Here is a 19597-nt window from a genome sequence, read left to right as displayed (position 1 = left end):
CCACCGCAACCGTTCTTGGCAAGCATCGGCGACCTTGCGGCGAGCGCTCCTCAAAGACAAGGCCTGCATCATCCCCTCTGCGTCTTAAGTCACGCTGAAGGCTGCCCGTTCTACCTGCCGGTGCGCGCCACTGCCGCCTCGCACGGCAGCACCCGCCTCACTTCGCCGGCCGCCGGCTGCGTGCCGTTTCGAGGTGCCGGCAGAGCCGGTCGGCACCGTCAAGGAGGCGCGGCGTATGGCGCTGGATCAGATCGGGCGGCACGAAAAACAGGTTGCCGCGCACAACGGCGGTGATCGTCGTCCAGCGCAGCCAGTCGTCGAGCCACTCGGGCCGTGCCTCGCCCATGCCGCTGGCGACGATCGCTTCCGGGTTGGCGGCAATCACCGCCTCGACGGTCACCGTCGGTGCCATTGTCTCGAGCTGGCCGAAGACGTTGTCGCCGCCACACAGCCGGATGACGTCGGAGATGATCTGCTGGCGGCCGACGGTCATCAACGGCTGCTTCCAGATCTCGTAGAAGGTGCGCACCGGTGGCCGACTGCCGTAGCGCTTCTGCAGGCCGGCGAACCGCTGGCGGAAGGCCTCAGCGGCACGACCGGCAACCGGCGCGCTGCCGGCCAGCACGCCCAGGCGCTCGATTTCACTGGCGACATCGTCGATGCGATTCGGCTGCGAGACGTAAATTCGAAAACCCAGCGCGCGCAGCCGGTCGACATGCGCAGCGGCATTGCCGCTCTGCCAGGCGATGATCAGGTCCGGTTGCAGCGCCGCGACACGCTCGAGGTCGAGCCGGGAGTAGCCGCCGACGCGCGTGATCCTGCTCGCTGCCGGCGGGTAGTCGCTGTACTCCACCGTGCCGACGACGCGCTCGCCGGCACCGGCAGCGAACAGTGTTTCGGTCAGGTGCGGGGCCAGACTGACGATGCGGCGCGCCGGCTGCGCGAGGCGGACCGTCGCACCGGTATCGTCGACGACGGCGACCTCAGCCTGGACGAGGCCACCGGCCGCCGCCAGCCAGGCGATGAGGAGAAGGCGCGCCAGTTCCATGCCAGTTCCATCTCAGGGAGCAAGGTTCGCCAGTGCGGCGGCAAGGCGTTGCCACTCGGCCTCGCTACCGGGCAAGCCGAAGCGCAACAGGCCGTGCGCTGGAAAATGCCGGGTCAGGATCGCCCGGCGCGCGAGGTGTTCGTAGAGCGCGACACTCTGCGGCGTGGCCACGGTTGCGAACAGCGCGCAGGCCTGCACGCCGCCGAACGGCGCCAGCAGTGCCGCCAGTCGGGCCGACGCGGCGATCAGTTCGCCGCGCGTGCGCTGCTGCCAGGCGGTATCGGCCAATGCCTGGCGGGCAACGGCGCGCGCCGGCCCGGACAGCGGCCACGGACCGATCGCTTCGCGCAGCAGATCGAGCTTCTCGCGCGCCCCGAAGACGAAGCCGACGCGAGCACCGGCCAGCCCGAAGAACTTGCCGAGCGAGCGCAGGACGATCAGGTTCGGCGCTGCCGGACCGCCGGCCAGGGCAGTCACGCAATTGTCGGGAGTGGCATCGCCAAAGGCTTCATCGACGATCAGCCAGCCACCGCGTCGCTGCAATTGTGCTGCCGCGTCGAGCAGGGCAGCGGCCGGCAGCGTGCCGGCGGTCGGGTTATTGGGGTTACAGAGGACGACGAGCGGCGTCGCCGCCGCCAGTGCGCGCGCCAAGGGCGCCTGTGACAGCCGGCGCAGCTTGTGGCCGGCGCGTTCCCAGGCCTGCGGATGTTCTTCGTAGATCGGCGTCAGGCAGGCGACGACCACCGGCCGGAACAGCGCCGGCAACGACTGGATGGCTGCCTGCGAGCCCGCCAGGGCGAGGCCGCGATCGCTGCCATAGTAGGCCGCGGCAGCCGCCTCCAGGCCGTCGTCGTCCTCGGGCAGGCGCCGCCAGCAATCCGCGTCGATCTCCGGAACGGGATAGGCGTGCGGGTTGATACCGGTCGACAGATCCAGCCAGTCGCCGAGCGCTGCCCCGCAGAAGGGCGCGTACTGGCGTGCTGCCGCGCGCAGACGGCCGCCGTGGTCAAGCACGCGCCAGGCCCCAGGCAAGCAGGATGGCCAGCCACAACAGCAGGCTGCCACGCACCAGGCACAGCGCGCGCACAATGTCCGCCCCGCCGGCCGGCCGGCCCTCGCCGAGTTGCGGGCGCTCCTCCATCCGGCCATGATAGATCGCCGCACCACCGAGCACGAGACCCAGGCTAGCGGCGCCGGCGGCCATCACCGGACCGGCGTTCGGGCTTTTCCAGCGCGGCGCCTGCTCGCGCCAGCAACGCAGCGCCGCACGCGTGCGGCCGCCGAGCGCGTAGGAGACGGCAGTCAGCCGCGCCGGAACATAGTTGAGGACGTCGTCCGCACGCGCCGCCGCCCAGCCGAAATCGGCGAAGCGCTCGTTGCGGTAGCCCCACATGGCGTCGAGCGTGTTGGCCAGCCGGAAAAGGACGGCACCCGGGCCACCGAGCAGCGCGAACCAGAAGAGCGCGCCGAACACCGCGTCATTGCCGTTTTCGAGCGTCGATTCAATGCAGGCGGCGGCAACCGCCCCGGCGTCAAGGTCGTCGGTCTGCCGCGAAACCATCCAGCCGACATGCTCGCGCGCCGCCGCCAGATCGCCGTTGGCCAGATCTGTGGCAACACGCTTGGCGTGCTCACCGAGGCTGCGCCCGCCGAGCGCCAGATAGAGCAGGATCGCGTTTGTCGCCCAGCCGGCGAGTCCCGTGGGGATCGCCCAGGCGGCCAGCGCCACCGGCGGCAGGACCAGCACCGACCAGGCCAGCAGACCACGCAGGCGACGCCAGCCACCGCGATTCGCGGCGGCCTCGCAACGGCCGGCCAAGGCACCGAAACCGACCAGCGGATGCCAGCGCCGGGGCTCGCCAAGCAGCCGGTCGAGGCCGGCGCCGGCGATCGCCGCGAGCGGCAGTGACAACGCAGCTGGCATGCCGGCGACGAGGAATTGTGAAAAAGACGGGGTGAGCATGCGAGAATCGGGGGGTCGAAACCCGGATTCTACGATGAACGAGCACCGCACCCCCAGCCTGATGATTCAGGGCTGCACCTCTGACGCCGGCAAGAGCGTGCTGGTCACCGCACTTTGCCGCATCCTGCACCGCCGCGGCGTCCGCGTCGCCCCCTTCAAGCCGCAGAACATGGCACTCAATTCGGCGGTCACTGTCGACGGCGGCGAGATCGGCCGGGCGCAGGCACTGCAGGCGCTGGCCGCCGGCCTGCCGGCACATTCCGATTTCAACCCGGTGCTGCTCAAGCCGGCGACCGACAAGCGCGCGCAGGTGATCATTCACGGCAAGGCGCTCACCGACCTCGATGCGCGCGACTACCACGCCTACAAGCCGCGCGCGATGCAAGCCGTGCTCGAGTCCTGGCAGCGCCTTTCGGCACAGTACGAGTGCCTGCTCGTCGAAGGCGCCGGCAGCCCAGCCGAGATCAATCTGCGCGACCGCGACATCGCCAACATGGGCTTTGCCGAAGCGGTCGACTGCCCGGTGATCCTGATCGCCGACATCGATCGCGGTGGCGTCTTCGCGCATCTGTGCGGCACGCTCGACCTGCTGTCGCCCTCCGAGCAGGCGCGCGTCAAGGGTTTCGTGATCAACCGCTTCCGCGGCGACATCGGCCTCCTCGAAAGCGGCCTGCGCTGGCTCGAACAGCGCACCGGCAAGCCCGTGCTCGGCGTTCTGCCGTACCTGCACGGTCTCTACCTCGATGCCGAGGATGCCGTACCCCGCGCCGCGATGCAGAAGGCGGCGGCCGCTCTGCGCGTCGTCGCCCCGGCCTACCCGCGAGTCTCGAATCACAACGACCTCGACCCCTTGCGCTTCCACCCGGAAGTCGATTTCCGCTTCGTCGGCCCCAACGATCCGCCACCGCCCTGCGATCTGATCGTCCTGCCGGGCTCGAAAGCCGTGCAGGCCGACCTCGCCTGGCTACGCGCGCAGGGTTGGGAGGAAGCAATCCGCCGCCACCTTCGCTACGGGGGCAAAGTCATCGGCATCTGCGGCGGCCTGCAGATGCTCGGCCGCGAACTGCAGGATCCGCTGGGGCTCGAGGGTCCTCCGGGCAGCATGCCGGGGCTGGGCTGGCTGGACTACGCGACGCGAATGGCCACCGAGAAGACGCTGGAGAACGTCAGCGGCTACCTGATGCTGCCCGCTGCGCCGGCTATCGGCGGTTACCGCATCCACATGGGGGTCACCCGCGGTGCAGCCCTCGAAAAGCCGGCGGCAATCCTCGACGGTCAACCTGACGGTGCGCTCTCGGCAGACGGGCAGATTCTTGCGACCTACTGCCACGGCCTCTTCGACTCCCCGCCGGCACTGGCAGCGCTGCTCGCCTGGGCCGGCCACCGACCGACACAGGACTTCGATCCACGGCAGCGGCGCGAGGCCGACATCGACCGCCTCGCCGACGCTGTCGAGCAGCACATGGACCTGCAGGCGCTGGCCGAGTGGATCCCGGCGCAAGCGATGCGCTGATCGCGCCAGGCGGAGAAGTGCTACTCGTCGGGCTCTTCGCCGCGCACCAGCAGAAGCGATGTCTGTCCCTTGCGCACCAGACGCTCGGCGACGCTACCGACGAAGAAGCGTTCGATGCCGCGTCGCCCATGCGTGCCGACGACGAGTAGATCGGCCTGCCATTCGCCCGCCGCATCGATGAGCATGTCCGAAACATGCTTCTGCTCCGATTCGACGAGCTTGATTTCCGCCTCGACCCCGGCCGAGCGAACCGTTTGCAGCAGTCTGTCGAGAAAACCCTCCGCGCCGAGACGCATGCGGGCCTCGGTCTTGCCGACGCTGTTCGGCAGCATCATCGCTACTTCGCGCTGGGCAAGAATCGTTTCGTCGATGGCATGACAGATCGCCACCTGCGCGCCGGTGGCCTTGGCCAACTCGATCGCGGCTTCCATCACCTGACTGGTCATGAAGCTCTCATCCACAGCAACCATGATTCGCTTGTACATTGGCGTCGGCTCCTCGTTGGGGCAAAGTTGTCAGACAACGGCGACAATAGCACCGATCACGGTGGCCGGGAACGGGCTACTTGAGGCTGAGCGGTAGGCCGGCGACCACCAGGGTGACCTTGTCGCAGACCGCCGCCATGCGCTGGTTCAGTCGGCCCTGCTCATCGGCGAACAGCCGTGCCAGCGCCGCCATCGGCACAATGCCCGAGCCGACCTCGTTGGAGACCAGGATGACCTGCCCCGGCAGCTGGGGAAGCAGGTCGCTCAGCGCCTGGATCGCCCCGGAGAGGCGTTGACAGCTTGCCGTTTCACCGGCTGCCGCCCCGCTCGCCGTGTCGCCGGCAAACAGCAGATTCGACAACCACAGCGTCAGGCAGTCGACCAGCAGGCAGACGTCCGGCGCGGCGTGCCGGCGTAGTGCAGCGGCCAGTTCCAGCGGTTCCTCGACCAATCCCCAGTCGGCCCGACGTCTTTCCTGATGTTGCGCGATACGGCGTGACATCTCGGCGTCGAGAGGCTGCGCCGTCGCCACGTAAACGACGCGCAAGCCGCTGTCGCCGGCGCGCCGCTCGGCCAGCAGGCTCTTGCCCGAACGGGCCCCACCAATGATCAGTTCTCGCATACTTGCAAGCTTATCATGGCCCCGTGATGGGTATAATCGGCGGCTTTCCAGGGGCCTCGCCAAATCATGCACTTTGCCATTCCGCCTATCGCCGTTGTTCCCGGCCTGCAATCCCGCATCGACGGCAAGACCAAGCCACCCGGGTCACTCGGCCAGCTCGAACGTCTGGCGCTGCAGATCGGCGAGATTCAGCAGTCCTTGACACCACGTCTCGACAACCCGCAGCTGCTCGTCTTCGCCGGCGACCACGGTGCCGCCTGCGCCGGCGTTTCGGCTTTTCCGCAGGAAGTCACCTGGCAAATGGTCGAGAACTTCCTCGCCGGAGGAGCCGCGATCAACGTTTTCGCTCGCCACAACGGCCTGCAACTGCAAGTAATCGACGCTGGCGTCGCGCACGCGTTCGGGCCGCGCGACGGTCTCGTCGACGCGAAAGTCGCCTTCGGCACGCACAACTACATCGAGCAGGCGGCAATGAGCAGCGGCGAGCGCGACGCCGCCCTGGCACGTGGTGCGGCGATCGCCAACAACCTCGGGGAACAGGGCTGCCGGGTAATCGGTTTTGGCGAAATGGGAATCGGCAACACCGCCGCCGCCGCGCTGCTGACGCACCAGCTGACCGGTACGCCACTCGCCGACTGTGTCGGCCGCGGCACCGGCCTAGACGACGCCGGGCTGGCACGCAAACAGGCGCTGCTGGCAAGAGCCGCCGAACGCGCGGGGCTGCCAGCCGACGCCGACGCGCTGACCGTACTGGCCGAGTTCGGCGGCTTCGAGATCGCCATGATGACCGGCGCCATGCTCGCCGCCGCCGAGCGGAGGATGTTGCTGCTGATCGACGGCTTCATCGTCACCTCGGCGCTGCTCGTCGCCGCCCGCATCGCGCCAGCGATCGTTGACTACTGCGTCTTCTGCCACCGCTCGGCCGAGCCGGGTCATCTGGCGCAACTGCGCGCCTTGCGGGCGGAACCGCTGCTCGACCTCGGCCTGCGTCTCGGCGAAGGAACAGGCGCCGCGCTCGCCTGGCCGCTGGTCCGCGCCGCCGCCGCTTTCCTCAACGAGATGGCCAGCTTCGCGTCGGCAGGCGTCAGCGAGCAGTCCTGAGCGACTACCCGCTGCTTGGCGGCCGCTGGCAACCGTCGTCGCCGCGTCGCTTGACCTGCGGGAAGTCAGCCACCCGCCACCCACCGATCGCGAAAGGCGCCTCGCCCGTCAGTCACAACAACAGCGCCACGACGCTGCCGCAAGACAGTGTCGCGAGAGTCCCCGAGATCAGGGTTCGCGGACCGAGTTCGACGATTTCGCTGCGCCGGTCCGGCGCGATAGCGCACATGCCGCCGAGCAGAATCCCGAGGCTGCCAAGGTTGGCAAATCCGCACAGCGCGTAAGTCATGATGATCCGGCTGCGTGGCGCCAGGGCGTCCGGAGAAAGCCTGGCCATGTCCAGATAGGCGACCAGTTCGTTGAGGACCGTCTTGGTTCCGAGCAGCGAACCGGCGACTGCCGACTCATCCCAGGGGATGCCGGCCATCCAGGCCAGCGGCGCCATCAGCCAGCCGAGCAGACGCTGCAGCGTCAAGGCCGTGCCATCGACCACCGGCAGCAAACCCAGGAGTTGATTCGCCAGGCTCACCAGAGCCACCAGGACGATCAGCATGCTGACGATGTTGATGAACAGCGTTGCGCCCTCGCCGGTGCCACGGGTGATGGCCTCCATGGTGCTCCGGTCAGTCTGCGGCAGAGAGAGGTGGCGCCCGGTCGGCTCGCCTTCGGGAGGCACCAGCAGCACGGCAAACACGATCGCCGCCGGAGCGCTGATGAACGAGGCGGCGAGGATATGACCGAGTGCATCGGGGACGATCGCCCCGAGTACGCTGGCGTAAAGGGCCATAACCGTGCCGGCAACACCGGCCATACCGGCCGTCATGATGACGAACAGTTCGCCCCGACTGACGCCGGCGAGGTAGGGACGAATCAGCAGCGGGGCCTCGACCATACCGACAAAGACATTTGCCGCCGTCGACATGCCGACCGCCCCGCCGACGCCCAGCGTCTTCTCGAGCACCACCGAGAACGCGCGCACCATGATCGGCAGCACGCGCCAGTGATAGAGCACCGCCGACAGGGCACTCATCACCAGAACCACTGGCAATGCCTGAAAGGCGAGAACGAAACTGGCCCCGGGAGCAGTCTCCGCATATGGCAGCAGGGCGCCGCCGAGAAAGCCGAAAACGAGGCTCGTCCCGGCGCGGCTTGCGGCGGCGATGGCCAGGAGGACGTCGTTGCACGACGCAAACGCCTCCCGCGCACCGGGCAGCCGAAAGATCGTCACGGCGAGCGCGAACTGCAGGCAAATGCCACCGACGACGGTTCGCCACGGGACGGCGGATCGCTGGCTGGAGATGGTCCATGCCAGACCCAGGAGGAGCAGATAGCCGACGGCGGCTTGCAGCATGGAATTCAACGCGCCGGCGTTCCGCCCCGCGTGCCGGCGCTCGGTCTCATTTAGCGGCCCACCCGCGGGCTGACGTCAACTCGCGTCCCCGCCTTCTCGTATTCCGGTCGGATCTGACTCGCGGCGCGGTAGGCCGGCTGAATGTGGGCTTCCGGTGTCGGCGCGACATCGCGCCGCTGCGCGGGTGGCTCGACCGTCTGGCCGCGCGGCGCGAAAAGCTGGCCGTGGTTGCGCTCGTAGCGATCGAGAAAGCGCCGCATCTGCTCGTAGTCGGGGCAGTTCTGCGGCATCAGGCAACGGCCGAACGCGTCGTACACTATCGCCGGCGGCGGTAGGCCGTACGGCGAAACCCACGACCCGATGGCGAAGTCGCTGCCGATCGCGAAAGCACCAGCGGCGGCCGGAGCGGCTAGCGAAGTGAGAAACGTCCCCAGAAATGATCGCGTGCGCATGGTTGAACCAGTGTAGCACCTCGGCGCCGATCGCTGGCGGTAGCGACGGCAGACCGTGTACCACCTGTCCACCATCGGATGTGCGCAAAAAAGCGCACGCGCGTTTCTGCGGGGTGTGTATACTTGACAGGCTATCCAGGTTTCCATGCCCGCGTGGAGAATGGCCACAAGGCCTGACGAACGTCCCGAGCCTTCCCTGCACCCATGAAATGTCCAAACTGCCTCTCCGACGACGTCCGCCGTTCACGGCGGCGCGGTCCGCGCGAAGGGATCACGCTGCGCATCAAGCATCAGGCGCCTTATCGCTGCCGGCAATGCGATTTTCGCTTTGTCGGCGCCGAGGACGACGGAGATGTAACCAGCGCCCGTCGCCAGGTCTCGTTTGCCGATTATCTCGGCTTGCGGGGCACAGCCCGCAATCTGCTCTCCGACCACGTGATTCTTGGCACACTGGGATTCCTGCTGTTCATCACCCTTATCGTGCTCTTTTTCGCCCTTGCCTTCGGGTGGATCAACCCCTTGTCCTGGTTTCCCGAGGGGACCTGGAGACCGACAACCCAGGAAATGGAGCGAATCACCCGCGAGTAGCGCGAACCGTACCTCGCCACCTGCCTGCCTGAGTGGCACCAGCTGGCGATCCTGACGGCGGCTACCGCCAGCACGGCAAGGCGAGGCAATGATCAGCCCGAAACAGGGCTCGTCGGCAGCGACGCCGAACGAGCAGCGGTATTGCAACGCACAACAATAATGGCGGCGGGGTCGTTGATCAGTGTTAGAATAATCAGTTGATCGACGTGCTAGCCGGTCAACCATTCAGCTTTTGGCTCGTTGTAATCTTTCCATTGTCGATAAGGAACCCCCACATGAAGAACTCCCTCCTCGTTGCTGCGCTGATCGCTCTTGCTGTTACCGCTTGTGGCAAGAAGGAAGAAGCCAAGCCGGCTGCTGCTCCTGCAGCTGCTCCTGCCGCTGCCGCTCCTGCCGCTGCTCCTGCGGCTGCCGCTCCTGCCGCTGCTCCTGCGGCTGCTCCGGCCGCGGATGCTGCGAAGCCCGCCGATGCCGCCAAACCCGCCGACGCCGCCATGGACAAGGCCAAGGAAGTTGCCGGCGCTGCTGCGCAAGGCGCTGCCGATGCAGCCAAAGATGCAATGAAGAAGTAATAGCTGCTCTGGCATCAGCGAAAAGCCGGCTTGCGCCGGCTTTTTTTGTGCTCAGACTCGTCGACAGACTGGCCCGCCGCTCACATGATCTGCCGCCAGCCGAATCCATCCTCCTGATCGGCAACCCCTATCCAGTCTTCGCTGCAGCCCAGGGCCGAAGCAAGCGCCCGGGTCGCCAACTCCGGGCGGTTGTTCTCCTGACTCAGATGGGCAGCGACCAGATGCTGCAAGCGCCGCGTTTCCACCTGGCCAAGCAGGGCTGCCGCCTGTGCGTTCTCCAGATGGCCGTATCGCCCCCCGACCCGCTCCTTGAGAACCGCTGGATAACGTGACGCCGCCAACAGCGCGCGGTCGTGGTTGCATTCGAGGACCAGCGCGTCACAAGCGTGGAGCATGTCGACGATGTGCGGGGTGATCGAGCCCGTATCGGTGAGGACGCCAAGACAGTGCTGGCCGTTGTTGAAGGCATACTGTACCGGTTCGCGCGCGTCGTGAGGCACGGGAAAGGGCAACACTTCGAGGCTACCGATGGCGAAGGACGCATGTCCGTCGATCACCCGGCATGCGGGCAGGGCACTCTTGCCACGCGCCGCCGCCACATATGTGCCGTGGGTGAGATAGACGGTGAGCTGGTGACGCCGCGCGAGCGCGAAAACACCCGCCACATGATCGCTGTGTTCATGGGTGACCAGTATTGCCGTCAGATCCTCCGGCGCCGCCGCCAGACGGGCAAGTCTGGCGGTCGCCACGCGGGCCGAGAAGCCACAGTCGACCAGCAGCTTCGTCTCGCCGGCATCGACAATCAGCGCATTGCCGCGACTGCCGCTGCCCAGCGATGCAAAACGCATCACTTCAACTGGTCGTAGAGCAGGCTGAGGATCCTCTTCGACGTCTCGGACTGATCGACGCCACCTTCGAGCGTCAACACCTGGACCGTCGACCTGCTGGCGTCGTCCTTGACGAAGATACGATACTGCGTCTGTGGTTTGCCGCTGGAGCTCGACTTGAAGATGTTCAGCTTCGAGAGGAAGCCTTCCTCCTTCTTCTCGTTGTCGATTTCCGGATCCACATAGCGAACGAAATACAGACCCCGCGAACGATCGCGGTCCTCAACCGTAAAGCCGACCCGGTCGAGCGCCAGCCCAACACGCCGCCAGGCGCGATCGAAAGACTCCTCGACCTCGAGGGTACCGCTCCCGTCAGGCCCGCGCGTCATCTTGGCACGCTCGAGGGGCTTCTCCTGTGCTGCCTGCATGGCAGCCGTCGCGCGCTTCTCCTCGCTGCCGAGGCGAACCATCAGGCGGCGCAGCATTTCCGCTTCCAGTTCCGGATCGGCGGGACGCGGTTGCCACTTGGTCTGATCCTTGCCTTCGGTGACAAAGATCTCGTACATCCCGCGATGACTGATGAAGATGTCTGTGGTTCCCGGCGTGCTTCCAGGCTCGAGGCGGGTGCGGAACTTGTCCCGCTCGGCCGTCGAGTAGACCGAGTCGATCACCTTGCCGAGGATGTTGCGGATGAAGTCCTGCTGGATCTTCGCGCGGTTTTCGGCCCAGTCGGTCTCCATCACGCCGGCATCCGGCAACTCGAGTTTGATGACAAACCCGGTCTCCTGCCAGAAGTCCTTGACGGGCCCCCAAAGCTTGTCCGGGGAACCCGAGGCGACCAGCCAGCGCTGATTGCCCGAACGCTCGATACGCGCCGTATCGACCTCCGGCAGGACATCGCTCTTCTGCTGCGCTCGGGCCTGGGGCGAACGCTCGGCGCTGTACGCCGAGAACGTCGCCGCACCCTTGCCACTGGTATCCGGAACGGCATAACGGTCGTCGCGCGTCGGCGATGTCAGGTCGGGGGGCACCTCGAGCGTCGGCACCTTGTTGGCGGACGCGGTCTTGTACTCGATCTTTTTTGGCTCGAGGAGCGAACCCGTACAGCCGGCGAGCCCAATCAGCAGAACGGCAACAGCACCGCGCGCAACGACGACAGAATTCAATTTGTTCACCCTGACTCTAGATGCCCACGCCAGCCTGATACAGGGCAGCTCGCACTCGTTCGTGATACTCCGGCGACAGCGGCGTCAGCGGCAGCCGCAACCCGCTTTCGACCAGGCCGAGCTGTTGACATGCCCATTTGACCGGAATCGGGTTCGCCTCGCAGAACAACTGCCGGTGCAGACCGAGCAGGCGGGCATTCAAGGCGCGCGCCTGGATCGCCTGACCGGCGAGCGCCGCCGCGCACATCTCGTGCATCAGGCGCGGCGCTACGTTGGCAACCACCGAAATGTCTCCTTGTGCGCCCATCAGGATGAGGGCGCAGGCGCTGGCGTCGTCGCCACTGTAGACGGCAAAGCCCTCGGGTGCGCGGGTGATCAGCTCGACACCACGGTCCATGTTACCGGTTGCGTCCTTGATTCCGACAATGTTCGGAATGGCTGCCAGGCGCAGGGCGGTGTCATTGCTCATGTCGGCAACGGTGCGCCCCGGCACATTGTAGAGGATCACCGGAATGTCGACGGCCTCGGCGATCGCCCGGAAGTGGCGATACAGTCCTTCCTGCGTCGGCTTGTTGTAGTAGGGCACGACCGAGAGCGCGGCGCTGGCGCCCGCCTGACTGGCAAAGCGTGTCAGTTCGATGGCTTCAGCCGTCGAGTTGCCGCCAGTGCCGGCAATTACCGGAATCCGGCCAGATGCCTGGTCGACGGCGACATGAATCAGTTGGCAGTGCTCGTCGAAATTGACCGTCGGCGACTCGCCGGTCGTTCCGACGATGACGATGGCGTCAGTACCCTCCTGTACATGAAAGTCTACAAGACGGCGCAAGCCAGGCACGTCGAGACTGCCATCCGCGTGCATGGGGGTGACGATCGCTACGATCGATCCAGTAATCATGGTCATGAAAAGGAACCCGCGAAAAAGGTCTTGCCATCAAGGCTCAGGCCCCGGATTCTAACCGAAGGCGGGCGACTTGACCATGAAAAACGCCGCCCACCAAGCCCTGGTGGACGGCGGCGGCGCAGCCTCTGAGCACTCAGAAGTCAGCCAGGACCCGGAGATGGCAGACAACGCTGCGCGCCAGCGCCGACAGGGAGTACCCGCCTTCGAGCATCGACACGATCCGTCCCTGCGCGCTCTCATCGGCAATCTGCTTCACTTGTTCGGTGACCCAGGCATAGTCCTTCTCGAGCAGACTCAGGCCACCCATCTCGTCCTCGTAGTGGGCGTCGAAACCTGCTGAGATGAAAATCATCTCCGGCTGGAACTCGCGCAAACGCGGCATCCACAGGTCGCTGACCACGCGCCGGAACTCCTCGCCGTCGGTACCCCGGCCAAGGGGAACGTTGAGCATGTTGGCGGCGGGATGCTCCGTACCGCTGTACGGGTAGAACGGGTGCTGGAAGGTACTGACCATCAGCACGTGCTCGTTGCCCTTGAAGCAGTCCTCGGTACCGTTGCCATGGTGGACGTCGAAATCGACCACCGCCACGCGCGACAGCTTGTGCGCTTCGAGCGCGTGCGCCGCGGCTACGGCAATGTTGTTGAAAAAGCAGAAACCCATCGCCGTGGCGCGCTCGGCGTGGTGACCCGGCGGACGCACCGCACAGAACGCGTTCTGCACCTCCCCTGCCATTACCAGGTCGACCGCCAGCACCCCGGCCCCGGCGGCTCGTAGCGCCGCCTGCCAGGTGTACCGGTTCATCGCCGTATCCGGATCGAGGTGCACGATACCCAGTTCGGGTGAGGCGCGCTTCAGACGTTCCAGGTGCATTGCCGAATGGACGCGTTTGAGTTGCTGAAAGCTGGCCAACGGTGCGTCGTGATAGACAAAATACGAATCCACCCCTTGCGCGATCATGTGGTCGCTGATCGCGCTCAGGCGCTCAGGCGATTCCGGATGGTACGAACCCATGTCGTGCAGTTGACAGTCGCGGTGGGTGATGAATGCAGTGCTGGTCACTGTTGCCTTTCTGCCGCAGATCGTGGCCTCCATGGGCGGCGAAATCTGCGGGGAATCGAGTTGTCGGCCGATGGTTTATTATCATCCCAATTACCCCGGAACGACAAGCCATGCTGCCCGCCAACCCACAATCCGTTCTCGCCGACATCCTTGCCGCCGCCAACGCGGTCGTTCTCGGCAAGAGCACGCAGACGCGGCTCGCCCTCTGCTGCCTGCTCGCAAAAGGCCATCTGCTGATCGAGGACCTTCCCGGAGTCGGCAAGACGACTCTTGCGCATACCATGGCCCGCCTCCTCGGTTTCCAGTTCTCACGTGTCCAGTTCACGAGCGACATGCTGCCGGCGGACATTCTCGGCGTCTCGATCTTCGACCGCGAGCGGGCCGATTTCCGCTTCCTGCCCGGACCGGTCTTCTGTCAGATTCTGCTGGCGGACGAAATCAACCGCGCCACCCCGAAGACGCAGAGCGCCCTGCTCGAGGCGATGGAAGAGGGGCAGGTGACCACCGAAGGCGAGACCCGGCCGCTGCCGGAACCTTTCTTCGTGATCGCCACGCAGAACCCATCGAGTCAGGTCGGTACCTTCCCCTTGCCCGAGTCGCAACTGGACCGCTTCCTGCTGCGCATCGAGCTCGGTTACCCGGACCAGGCTGCCGAACGCTCACTGCTCGAGAGCGGCGGCAGGCGCGAACAGTTGCCGGCGCTTGCTGCCCGCGTGGCCCCCGGCGACTTCGCTCTCCTGCAGCAACAGACGGCGGCCATCTACGCCGCACCGGCCCTCTTCGACTACCTGCAACTGCTGGTGGCGGCGACGCGCAACGAGCCGCGCTTCGTCCATGGGCTGAGCCCACGGGCAGCCCTGTCGCTGCTTGCGGCGGCACGCGCATGGGCGTTCACCGGTGGCCGCAGCATGGTTCTGCCGGAAGACGTACAGGCGGTCCTGCCCGCCGTCGCCCGTCACCGCTTGCGGCTGCTCAGCGGCGGACAGGCCGCAGCGGAAGACATGGCGGCACTGATTCGCTCCGTGCCACTGACCTGATGCGCCCACTCGCAGCCGTTCAGCGCTGGCTGTTTCGCCTGGGTCGTGACGAGCAGGTACCGATCGTGCTCACCCAACGCCGGATCTTCATCGTGCCAACGCGCGGCGGCATCGTTTTCGCGATCGTCCTCGCCGTCATGCTGATCGGTGCGATCAACTACAACCTGAGCCTCGGTCACGCCTTGATTTTCCTGCTCGCCGGGCTCGGCATCGTCGCCATGGTGCATACCTTCCACAACCTGTTCGGCCTGCGCCTGACCCCCGCACGGGCGGAAGCCGTCTTCGCTGGCGAAAGCGCGTACTTTCCCCTGGCGATCGACAACACCCGCCCACAGCCGCGTCGCGCCCTTGAGTTCGCCTTTTCGCACCAACCCGTGGTCAGGGCCGAGGTCCCGCCCGCAGGACGCGCAACGGTCGCCATTCCGCACGCTGCGCCACGCCGCGGCCGGCTCGACCCCGGCAGGATAACCTTGACCAGCCGCTATCCACTCGGCCTGTTCCGCGCCTGGAGCTACCTGCATCCGACCTTCTCGTGCATCGTCTATCCTCGGCCGATTCGTACGCCGCTGCCGCCGGCGGCGTCGACAGCACACGCCGACAGCCGCCACGGCGAAGGCGGTCTGGAGGACTTCGCGGGCTTGCGGCCACGCCAGGCCAGCGACCCGACCCGCCACATCGCCTGGAAAGCGGTCGCCCGACGATCCGATGAACAGCCGCTGCTGGTCAAGGAGTTCGCCGGCGGTGCCGCCGACGAACTCTGGCTCGATTGGGCGCTGACCCCCGGCAACCGGGATCCGGAAGAGCGACTGTCGATCCTTGCCGGCTGGATCCTGGCCGCCGAGGAACAGCAGGCACTTTACGGCTTGCGCCTGCCGGGACATCTCCTGCGCCCGGCGCAGGGCCCAACGCATCGCGCAGCCTGCCTGCAGGCGCTGGCGCTGCACGGCGAGCCCACCCGGTGAGGCGCAGACCGGGCGTCGCGCTCGAACTCGGCGCCGTGCCCTGGCTGCTCGCCGCCGCGCTGGCGACTACCGTGCCGCACGCCGAGCACCTGCCTCCGTGGCTCAGCGCACTCGTCGGCAGCGCCCTTCTTTGGCGCGCCTGGTTGTGGTATCGGCGGCGCCCGCTGCCGGCGCGCTGGGCACTGGCGCTACTGGTCGGTGGCTGCGTCGCCGGCATCGCCTGGCAGTTCCATACCCTGCTTGGCAAGGATCCGGGGGTCGCGCTCCTGGTCGTCTTCATGGCGCTCAAGCCACTGGAAATGGACAACCGGCGCGACGCGATGGTGGTGATCCTGCTCGGCTACTTCCTGCTGCTTACCCACTATTTCTATTCACAGAGCATCCCCGCCGGCCTCTGGCTACTGTCCACCATCACCCTGCTGACGGCAACCCTGATCCGGGTGCACGGCGGCGCCCAGCCGGTCGCGGCGATCGCCCGCCTGGCCTGCCTGCTGCTGGTTCAGGCGCTGCCCTTCATGCTGATCCTGTACCTCCTCTTCCCACGCGTCTCCGGTCCGCTCTGGGGCTTGCCGCAGGACGCCTATTCGGCCCTCAGCGGCCTGTCCGAGCAGATGTCGCCGGGCTCGATCAGCAGCCTGACCCAGTCCGGCGCGATCGCCTTCCGCAGCCAGTTCGCCGGAGAGGTCCCGGAAAAGGCCGATCTCTACTGGCGCGGACCCGTGTTCGACGACTATGACGGACTGACCTGGCGCGCACGTCCGCCGGCCGGCGGACCGGCGCGAGCCGATCCGCTCATCGAGGCACGCGGCCAGGTGCATGCCTACACGAGCATCCTCGAGGCGCACAACCAGCGCTGGCTACTGGCTCTCGACGTGCCGACCCGCCTGCCGCCCGACAGCCGCCTGGCACCGACGCTCGAAGTCCTGGCCCGCGAGCCCTTGCGTGTCCGGTCGAGAGTCTCGTTCGTCTCGGCGCTCGACTATCGCGCCAGCGTCGCTGAAGCAGCGGCTGTCCTGCAGCAATCCCTGGCCCTGCCCGCCCAGTTCAACCCGCGCACGCGCGCCCTCGCCGCCGAGTGGCAGTCGCTGCCGCCGCGGGAAATCGCCGAGGCCGCGCTGACGAAGTTCCGCCACGAGCCCTTCTACTACACCCTGCAGCCGCCGCTGCTCGGCCCCGATGCCATGGACGAATTCCTGTTCACCACGCGTCGCGGTTTCTGCGAGCACTACGCCTCGGCCTTCGTTTTCCTGATGCGGGCAGCGGGGGTTCCGGCACGCGTGGTCGCCGGCTACCAGGGCGGCGAAGTCAATCCGGTCGATGGATACCTCACCGTACGCCAGTCGGACGCACACGCCTGGGCCGAAATCTGGCTCGCCGGGCAGGGCTGGGTACGCGTCGATCCAACCGCAGCGGTGGCTCCGGCGCGCATCGAACAGGGCATTGCCGCGGCGCTACCCGAGGGCGAACCCCTGCCGGTCGTCGTCCGGATCGATGCCGACTGGCTGCGCCAGTTGCGCAACCGCTGGGAAGCGGCCAACAACAGCTGGAATCAATGGGTACTCGGGTACAATCCTCAGCGTCAGCGCGAGGTTCTGTCCCGACTCGGCCTGGCCGACGCGGACTGGCAGAAGATGACCGCCACGCTGGCCGTCCTCTGCGGCACGGCACTCCTGATCGTCACCCTATGGACCCTGCCCGCGCGCCGGGCAGTCGATCCGGTGCAGCGTGCCTGGCAACGCTACTGCAAGGAACTCGCGCGACGGGGCATGGCCCGCGCCGAATGGGAAGGACCGCTGGCCTTCGCGCAACGTGTAGCGCGCGAAAGACCCGATCTGGCTCAGCTCACCAGCGAAGCTGCCGCTTGCTATGCCGAGTTGCGCTACGGTTGCCAGGGCGACGCCAGGCTCGGCCAACTGCAGCAATGCCTGCACCGACTGCCACCGCAAAGGAGAAGGAAAGCTTGAAACGAAAATTGCCTGCCACGCTGTGCCTGGCGCTGCTCGGCGGCCTCCTGCCAGTCTCCGGCCATCCCCAGCAGGGAACCGGATTCAGCCAGGAACCGGAAGTCAAGTCCTTCATCATCGAGATGCATGAACGTTACGGCTTTGACGTGGCCCACCTGACGCGCCAGTTCGCCGCGGTCCGGCCAAACGCCACCGTGCTGCGCGCGATCCGCCCGCCGGCGGTTCCGGAAAAGCAGCGTTCGTGGCAACGCTATCGCGAACGCTTCGTGAACAGCCGCCGCGTCGATGGCGGCCAGCGCTTCTGGCAACAGCACGAAGTGACGCTGCAACGCGCCGCAGCGATTTACGGCGTGCCACCCGAGATCGTCGTCGCGATCATCGGCGTCGAGACCGAATACGGCCAGAACATGGGCAGTTTCGGCGTCCTCGAAGCTCTCTCGTCTCTCGCCTTCCACTACCCGCCGCGGGCGGAGTTCTTCCGTAGCGAACTCGAGCAGTTTCTCCTGCTGGCCCGCGAGAACGGCCTCAGTCCGCTCTCAATCAAGGGTTCATATGCCGGCGCCATCGGCATCCCGCAGTTCATGCCGAGCAGTCAGCGCCGCTTCGCCGTCGACTTCGACAACGACGACCGCATCGACCTGCGCAACAGCAACGTAGACGCCATCGGCAGCGTCGCCCGCTTCCTGCAGCAGCATGGCTGGCAGAAAGACGCTCCGGTCGCCGTTCCGGCGAGCGTCAATGGGGATCCCGCGATGCTCATCGCCGCCGGCATCAAACCGGCGCTGAGCGTACGCGAACTGGCCAGCCAGGGTGTCGTTCCGGACACCGTTCTGGCGGCCGGCGATGCCGACCGACCGGCGGCACTGATCGACCTCGTCAGCCCGGGAGCGCCGACCGGTTACTGGCTCGGCTTCGACAATTTCTATGTGATTACGCGCTACAACCGCTCGAGCTTTTACGCAATGGCCGTCTTCCAACTCGCCGAAGCGTTGCGCGAGACGCGCAACACGCTCGCCGGCACGCGCTAGAAGAGGTTTTCCGAGGTCACGCCACGGCGCCTGATGATGCGCCGCAGGTGGTCGAGCGCTTCGATCTGGATCTGGCGAACGCGTTCGCGTGTCAGATTCAGGTCGAAGGCGATCTCTTCGAGGGTGGAGGGTTCGCTGCCGCCGAGACCATAGCGACGCTCGAGAACCTGCCGATGCTTGCCGGCGAGTTGCCCCAGCCAGTTCCTCAACAATTCGCCGAGTTCGTTCGACTGCAGCAGTTCATCCGGATCGAGCAGGCTCTCGTCGGCAATCAGGTCGCCCACCGTCTGGCTGGGATCGACTTGCAACGGCGCATCGAGCGAAGCGATACGCTCGTTGAGCGCCATCACGCGACGCACGTCTTCGACCGGCCGGTCGATCAGATGAGCGATCCGGTCGGGACAGATCTCGCGCCCGCTGGCTGACTCCAGGTGGCGGATGGCGCGCAATACCAGATTGATGTCCTTGACCACATGCACCGGCAGGCGGATCGTCCGCGACTGGTTCATGATCGCGCGTTCGATGCTCTGCCGGATCCACCAGGTGGCGTAGGTCGAAAAGCGGAATCCGCGCTCGGGGTCGTACTTCTCGATCGCGTGGATCAGCCCGAGGTTTCCTTCCTCGATCAGGTCGAGCAAGGGGATGCCGCGGTTGAGATAATGCTTGGCGATATTGACGACGAGTCGCAGATTGTGCTCGATCATCTTCTGTCGCGCCGGGAACTCGCCGGCACGGGCACGCCGTGCCCAGTTCACTTCCTCGGCCGGCGACAACAGCGGCTTGGCGCCAATCGCGTTCAGGTAGTGCTGCGTAACGTCATTGAGCAGTTCCACCTCGGGGGGCGAGGAAAAACCCTCCGGCTCGGGTTCGGGTTCGGGCAGCGGCACTTCAGCCGAGAACTCCGACGCCTGGAAGTCGTCGAGCAAATCAGGATCGAAGTCGAACTCACCGGCCATG

Annotated in this window: 20 protein-coding genes; 8 read left to right on the top strand and 12 right to left on the bottom strand. The window is 66.3% G+C overall.

Annotated features, from left to right (window positions below; all coding sequences use genetic code 11):
- Window positions 1-157 precede the first annotated feature (157 nt).
- From CAP2UW1_RS06900 to cbiB, 3 genes are read right to left on the bottom strand one after another with little or no spacing between them, the layout of a single operon-like run.
- Window positions 158-1048 carry a cobalamin-binding protein gene (locus CAP2UW1_RS06900; protein ID WP_015765938.1) on the bottom strand — a complete coding sequence of 297 codons (891 nt, stop codon included), beginning with the start codon at window positions 1046-1048 and terminating at the stop codon, window positions 158-160.
- A gap of 12 nt (window positions 1049-1060) precedes the next feature.
- On the bottom strand, window positions 1061-2062 hold the full coding sequence (cobD, locus tag CAP2UW1_RS06895; protein ID WP_015765937.1) for a threonine-phosphate decarboxylase CobD: 1002 nt from the start codon (window positions 2060-2062) through the stop codon (window positions 1061-1063).
- Window positions 2055-3011 (bottom strand): adenosylcobinamide-phosphate synthase CbiB, encoded by a 957-nt coding sequence (gene cbiB / locus CAP2UW1_RS06890; RefSeq protein WP_015765936.1) that lies wholly within the window; start codon window positions 3009-3011, stop codon window positions 2055-2057. Before cbiB ends, cobD begins: the two co-directional genes overlap by 8 nt.
- A gap of 34 nt (window positions 3012-3045) precedes the next feature.
- Here cbiB and CAP2UW1_RS06885 point away from each other — a divergent pair, with 34 nt between their 5' ends.
- Window positions 3046-4524 (top strand): cobyric acid synthase, encoded by a 1479-nt coding sequence (locus CAP2UW1_RS06885; RefSeq protein ID WP_015765935.1) that lies wholly within the window; start codon window positions 3046-3048, stop codon window positions 4522-4524.
- A gap of 20 nt (window positions 4525-4544) precedes the next feature.
- On the opposite strand, the gene CAP2UW1_RS06880 is transcribed toward CAP2UW1_RS06885, so the two are convergent.
- Both CAP2UW1_RS06880 and cobU read right to left on the bottom strand, forming a co-directional pair.
- A complete protein-coding gene (locus CAP2UW1_RS06880) occupies window positions 4545-5009 on the bottom strand; it encodes a universal stress protein (protein ID WP_015765934.1) in 465 nt (154 codons plus the stop codon).
- A 76-nt stretch (window positions 5010-5085) separates the two neighbouring features.
- Window positions 5086-5631, bottom strand: a complete 546-nt coding sequence (gene cobU / locus CAP2UW1_RS06875; RefSeq protein WP_015765933.1) for a bifunctional adenosylcobinamide kinase/adenosylcobinamide-phosphate guanylyltransferase — start codon at window positions 5629-5631, stop codon at window positions 5086-5088.
- Between the two features lie 66 nt (window positions 5632-5697).
- Here cobU and cobT point away from each other — a divergent pair, with 66 nt between their 5' ends.
- Window positions 5698-6732, top strand: coding sequence for a nicotinate-nucleotide--dimethylbenzimidazole phosphoribosyltransferase (cobT, locus tag CAP2UW1_RS06870; protein ID WP_015765932.1), 1035 nt, complete (start codon window positions 5698-5700; stop codon window positions 6730-6732).
- Between the two features lie 112 nt (window positions 6733-6844).
- Here cobT and CAP2UW1_RS06865 read toward each other — a convergent pair whose 3' ends face one another.
- Together CAP2UW1_RS06865 and CAP2UW1_RS06860 are read right to left on the bottom strand one after the other, a co-directional pair.
- The gene (locus tag CAP2UW1_RS06865; protein ID WP_015765931.1) at window positions 6845-8083 is read right to left on the bottom strand and encodes a NupC/NupG family nucleoside CNT transporter; all 1239 of its coding nucleotides are present in this window, start codon (window positions 8081-8083) and stop codon (window positions 6845-6847) included.
- A gap of 50 nt (window positions 8084-8133) precedes the next feature.
- Window positions 8134-8535 carry a hypothetical protein gene (locus CAP2UW1_RS06860; protein ID WP_015765930.1) on the bottom strand — a complete coding sequence of 134 codons (402 nt, stop codon included), beginning with the start codon at window positions 8533-8535 and terminating at the stop codon, window positions 8134-8136.
- Between the two features lie 204 nt (window positions 8536-8739).
- On the opposite strand from CAP2UW1_RS06860, the gene CAP2UW1_RS06855 reads away from it, so the two are divergent.
- Window positions 8740-9123: a hypothetical protein gene (locus CAP2UW1_RS06855; RefSeq protein WP_015765929.1), complete on the top strand. Its 384-nt coding sequence runs from the start codon at window positions 8740-8742 to the stop codon at window positions 9121-9123.
- Window positions 9124-9329: 206 nt separating this feature from the next.
- Window positions 9330-9695 (top strand): hypothetical protein, encoded by a 366-nt coding sequence (locus tag CAP2UW1_RS06850; RefSeq protein WP_412566867.1) that lies wholly within the window; start codon window positions 9330-9332, stop codon window positions 9693-9695.
- An 80-nt stretch (window positions 9696-9775) separates the two neighbouring features.
- Here the strand turns inward: CAP2UW1_RS06850 and CAP2UW1_RS06845 are convergent, their stop codons facing one another.
- The 4 genes from CAP2UW1_RS06845 to CAP2UW1_RS06830 all read right to left on the bottom strand — a co-directional run bounded on the left by CAP2UW1_RS06845 (window position 9776) and on the right by CAP2UW1_RS06830 (window position 13649).
- Window positions 9776-10543: an MBL fold metallo-hydrolase gene (locus CAP2UW1_RS06845; RefSeq protein WP_015765927.1), complete on the bottom strand. Its 768-nt coding sequence runs from the start codon at window positions 10541-10543 to the stop codon at window positions 9776-9778.
- Window positions 10543-11697 carry an outer membrane protein assembly factor BamC gene (gene bamC, locus CAP2UW1_RS06840; protein WP_015765926.1) on the bottom strand — a complete coding sequence of 385 codons (1155 nt, stop codon included), beginning with the start codon at window positions 11695-11697 and terminating at the stop codon, window positions 10543-10545. The genes CAP2UW1_RS06845 and bamC overlap by 1 nt, the downstream gene beginning before the upstream one ends.
- A gap of 7 nt (window positions 11698-11704) precedes the next feature.
- Entirely contained in the window at window positions 11705-12583 is an 879-nt protein-coding gene (dapA, locus tag CAP2UW1_RS06835) for a 4-hydroxy-tetrahydrodipicolinate synthase (protein ID WP_041568214.1), read from the bottom strand.
- Between the two features lie 139 nt (window positions 12584-12722).
- Complete coding sequence (locus CAP2UW1_RS06830; protein ID WP_015765924.1) at window positions 12723-13649, bottom strand: histone deacetylase family protein; 927 nt, start codon at window positions 13647-13649, stop codon at window positions 12723-12725.
- A gap of 110 nt (window positions 13650-13759) precedes the next feature.
- On the opposite strand from CAP2UW1_RS06830, the gene CAP2UW1_RS06825 reads away from it, so the two are divergent.
- Genes CAP2UW1_RS06825 through mltB form a run of 4 tightly spaced genes read left to right on the top strand, consistent with a single transcriptional unit; the run spans window position 13760 to window position 18640 of the window.
- The gene (locus CAP2UW1_RS06825; RefSeq protein WP_015765923.1) at window positions 13760-14686 is read left to right on the top strand and encodes an AAA family ATPase; all 927 of its coding nucleotides are present in this window, start codon (window positions 13760-13762) and stop codon (window positions 14684-14686) included.
- The gene (locus CAP2UW1_RS06820) at window positions 14686-15648 is read left to right on the top strand and encodes a DUF58 domain-containing protein (RefSeq protein ID WP_015765922.1); all 963 of its coding nucleotides are present in this window, start codon (window positions 14686-14688) and stop codon (window positions 15646-15648) included. The genes CAP2UW1_RS06825 and CAP2UW1_RS06820 overlap by 1 nt, the downstream gene beginning before the upstream one ends.
- Window positions 15645-17612 (top strand): transglutaminase TgpA family protein, encoded by a 1968-nt coding sequence (locus CAP2UW1_RS06815; RefSeq protein WP_015765921.1) that lies wholly within the window; start codon window positions 15645-15647, stop codon window positions 17610-17612. Before CAP2UW1_RS06820 ends, CAP2UW1_RS06815 begins: the two co-directional genes overlap by 4 nt.
- Window positions 17609-18640, top strand: a complete 1032-nt coding sequence (gene mltB, locus CAP2UW1_RS06810) for a lytic murein transglycosylase B (RefSeq protein WP_015765920.1) — start codon at window positions 17609-17611, stop codon at window positions 18638-18640. The genes CAP2UW1_RS06815 and mltB overlap by 4 nt, the downstream gene beginning before the upstream one ends.
- On the opposite strand, the gene rpoS is transcribed toward mltB, so the two are convergent.
- Complete coding sequence (rpoS, locus tag CAP2UW1_RS06805; RefSeq protein WP_015765919.1) at window positions 18637-19596, bottom strand: RNA polymerase sigma factor RpoS; 960 nt, start codon at window positions 19594-19596, stop codon at window positions 18637-18639. The genes mltB and rpoS overlap by 4 nt on opposite strands.
- Window position 19597 lies beyond the last annotated feature (1 nt).

Origin of the sequence: Candidatus Accumulibacter phosphatis, assembly GCF_000024165.1 — a bacterium.
GTDB classification, from domain to species: Bacteria; Pseudomonadota; Gammaproteobacteria; order Burkholderiales; family Rhodocyclaceae; genus Accumulibacter; species Accumulibacter phosphatis.
The sequence above is the reverse complement of the archived record's forward strand: the minus strand, read 5'-3'. Positions and strand labels throughout refer to the sequence as shown.

Excerpts from the sequence above, each read along its gene's own strand:
- CAP2UW1_RS06900 (WP_015765938.1), bottom strand. The coding sequence starts at position 1,048 with ATGGAACTGGCGCGCCTTCTCCTCATCGCCTGGCTGGCGGCGGCCGGT.
- cbiB (WP_015765936.1), bottom strand. The coding sequence starts at position 3,011 with ATGCTCACCCCGTCTTTTTCACAATTCCTCGTCGCCGGCATGCCAGCT.
- CAP2UW1_RS06885 (WP_015765935.1), top strand. The coding sequence starts at position 3,046 with ATGAACGAGCACCGCACCCCCAGCCTGATGATTCAGGGCTGCACCTCT.
- CAP2UW1_RS06880 (WP_015765934.1), bottom strand. The coding sequence starts at position 5,009 with ATGTACAAGCGAATCATGGTTGCTGTGGATGAGAGCTTCATGACCAGT.
- cobU (WP_015765933.1), bottom strand. The coding sequence starts at position 5,631 with ATGCGAGAACTGATCATTGGTGGGGCCCGTTCGGGCAAGAGCCTGCTG.
- cobT (WP_015765932.1), top strand. The coding sequence starts at position 5,698 with ATGCACTTTGCCATTCCGCCTATCGCCGTTGTTCCCGGCCTGCAATCC.
- CAP2UW1_RS06865 (WP_015765931.1), bottom strand. The coding sequence starts at position 8,083 with ATGCTGCAAGCCGCCGTCGGCTATCTGCTCCTCCTGGGTCTGGCATGG.
- CAP2UW1_RS06860 (WP_015765930.1), bottom strand. The coding sequence starts at position 8,535 with ATGCGCACGCGATCATTTCTGGGGACGTTTCTCACTTCGCTAGCCGCT.
- CAP2UW1_RS06855 (WP_015765929.1), top strand. The coding sequence starts at position 8,740 with ATGAAATGTCCAAACTGCCTCTCCGACGACGTCCGCCGTTCACGGCGG.
- CAP2UW1_RS06845 (WP_015765927.1), bottom strand. The coding sequence starts at position 10,543 with ATGCGTTTTGCATCGCTGGGCAGCGGCAGTCGCGGCAATGCGCTGATT.
- dapA (WP_041568214.1), bottom strand. The coding sequence starts at position 12,583 with ATGATTACTGGATCGATCGTAGCGATCGTCACCCCCATGCACGCGGAT.
- CAP2UW1_RS06825 (WP_015765923.1), top strand. The coding sequence starts at position 13,760 with ATGCTGCCCGCCAACCCACAATCCGTTCTCGCCGACATCCTTGCCGCC.
- CAP2UW1_RS06820 (WP_015765922.1), top strand. The coding sequence starts at position 14,686 with ATGCGCCCACTCGCAGCCGTTCAGCGCTGGCTGTTTCGCCTGGGTCGT.
- rpoS (WP_015765919.1), bottom strand. The coding sequence starts at position 19,596 with ATGGCCGGTGAGTTCGACTTCGATCCTGATTTGCTCGACGACTTCCAG.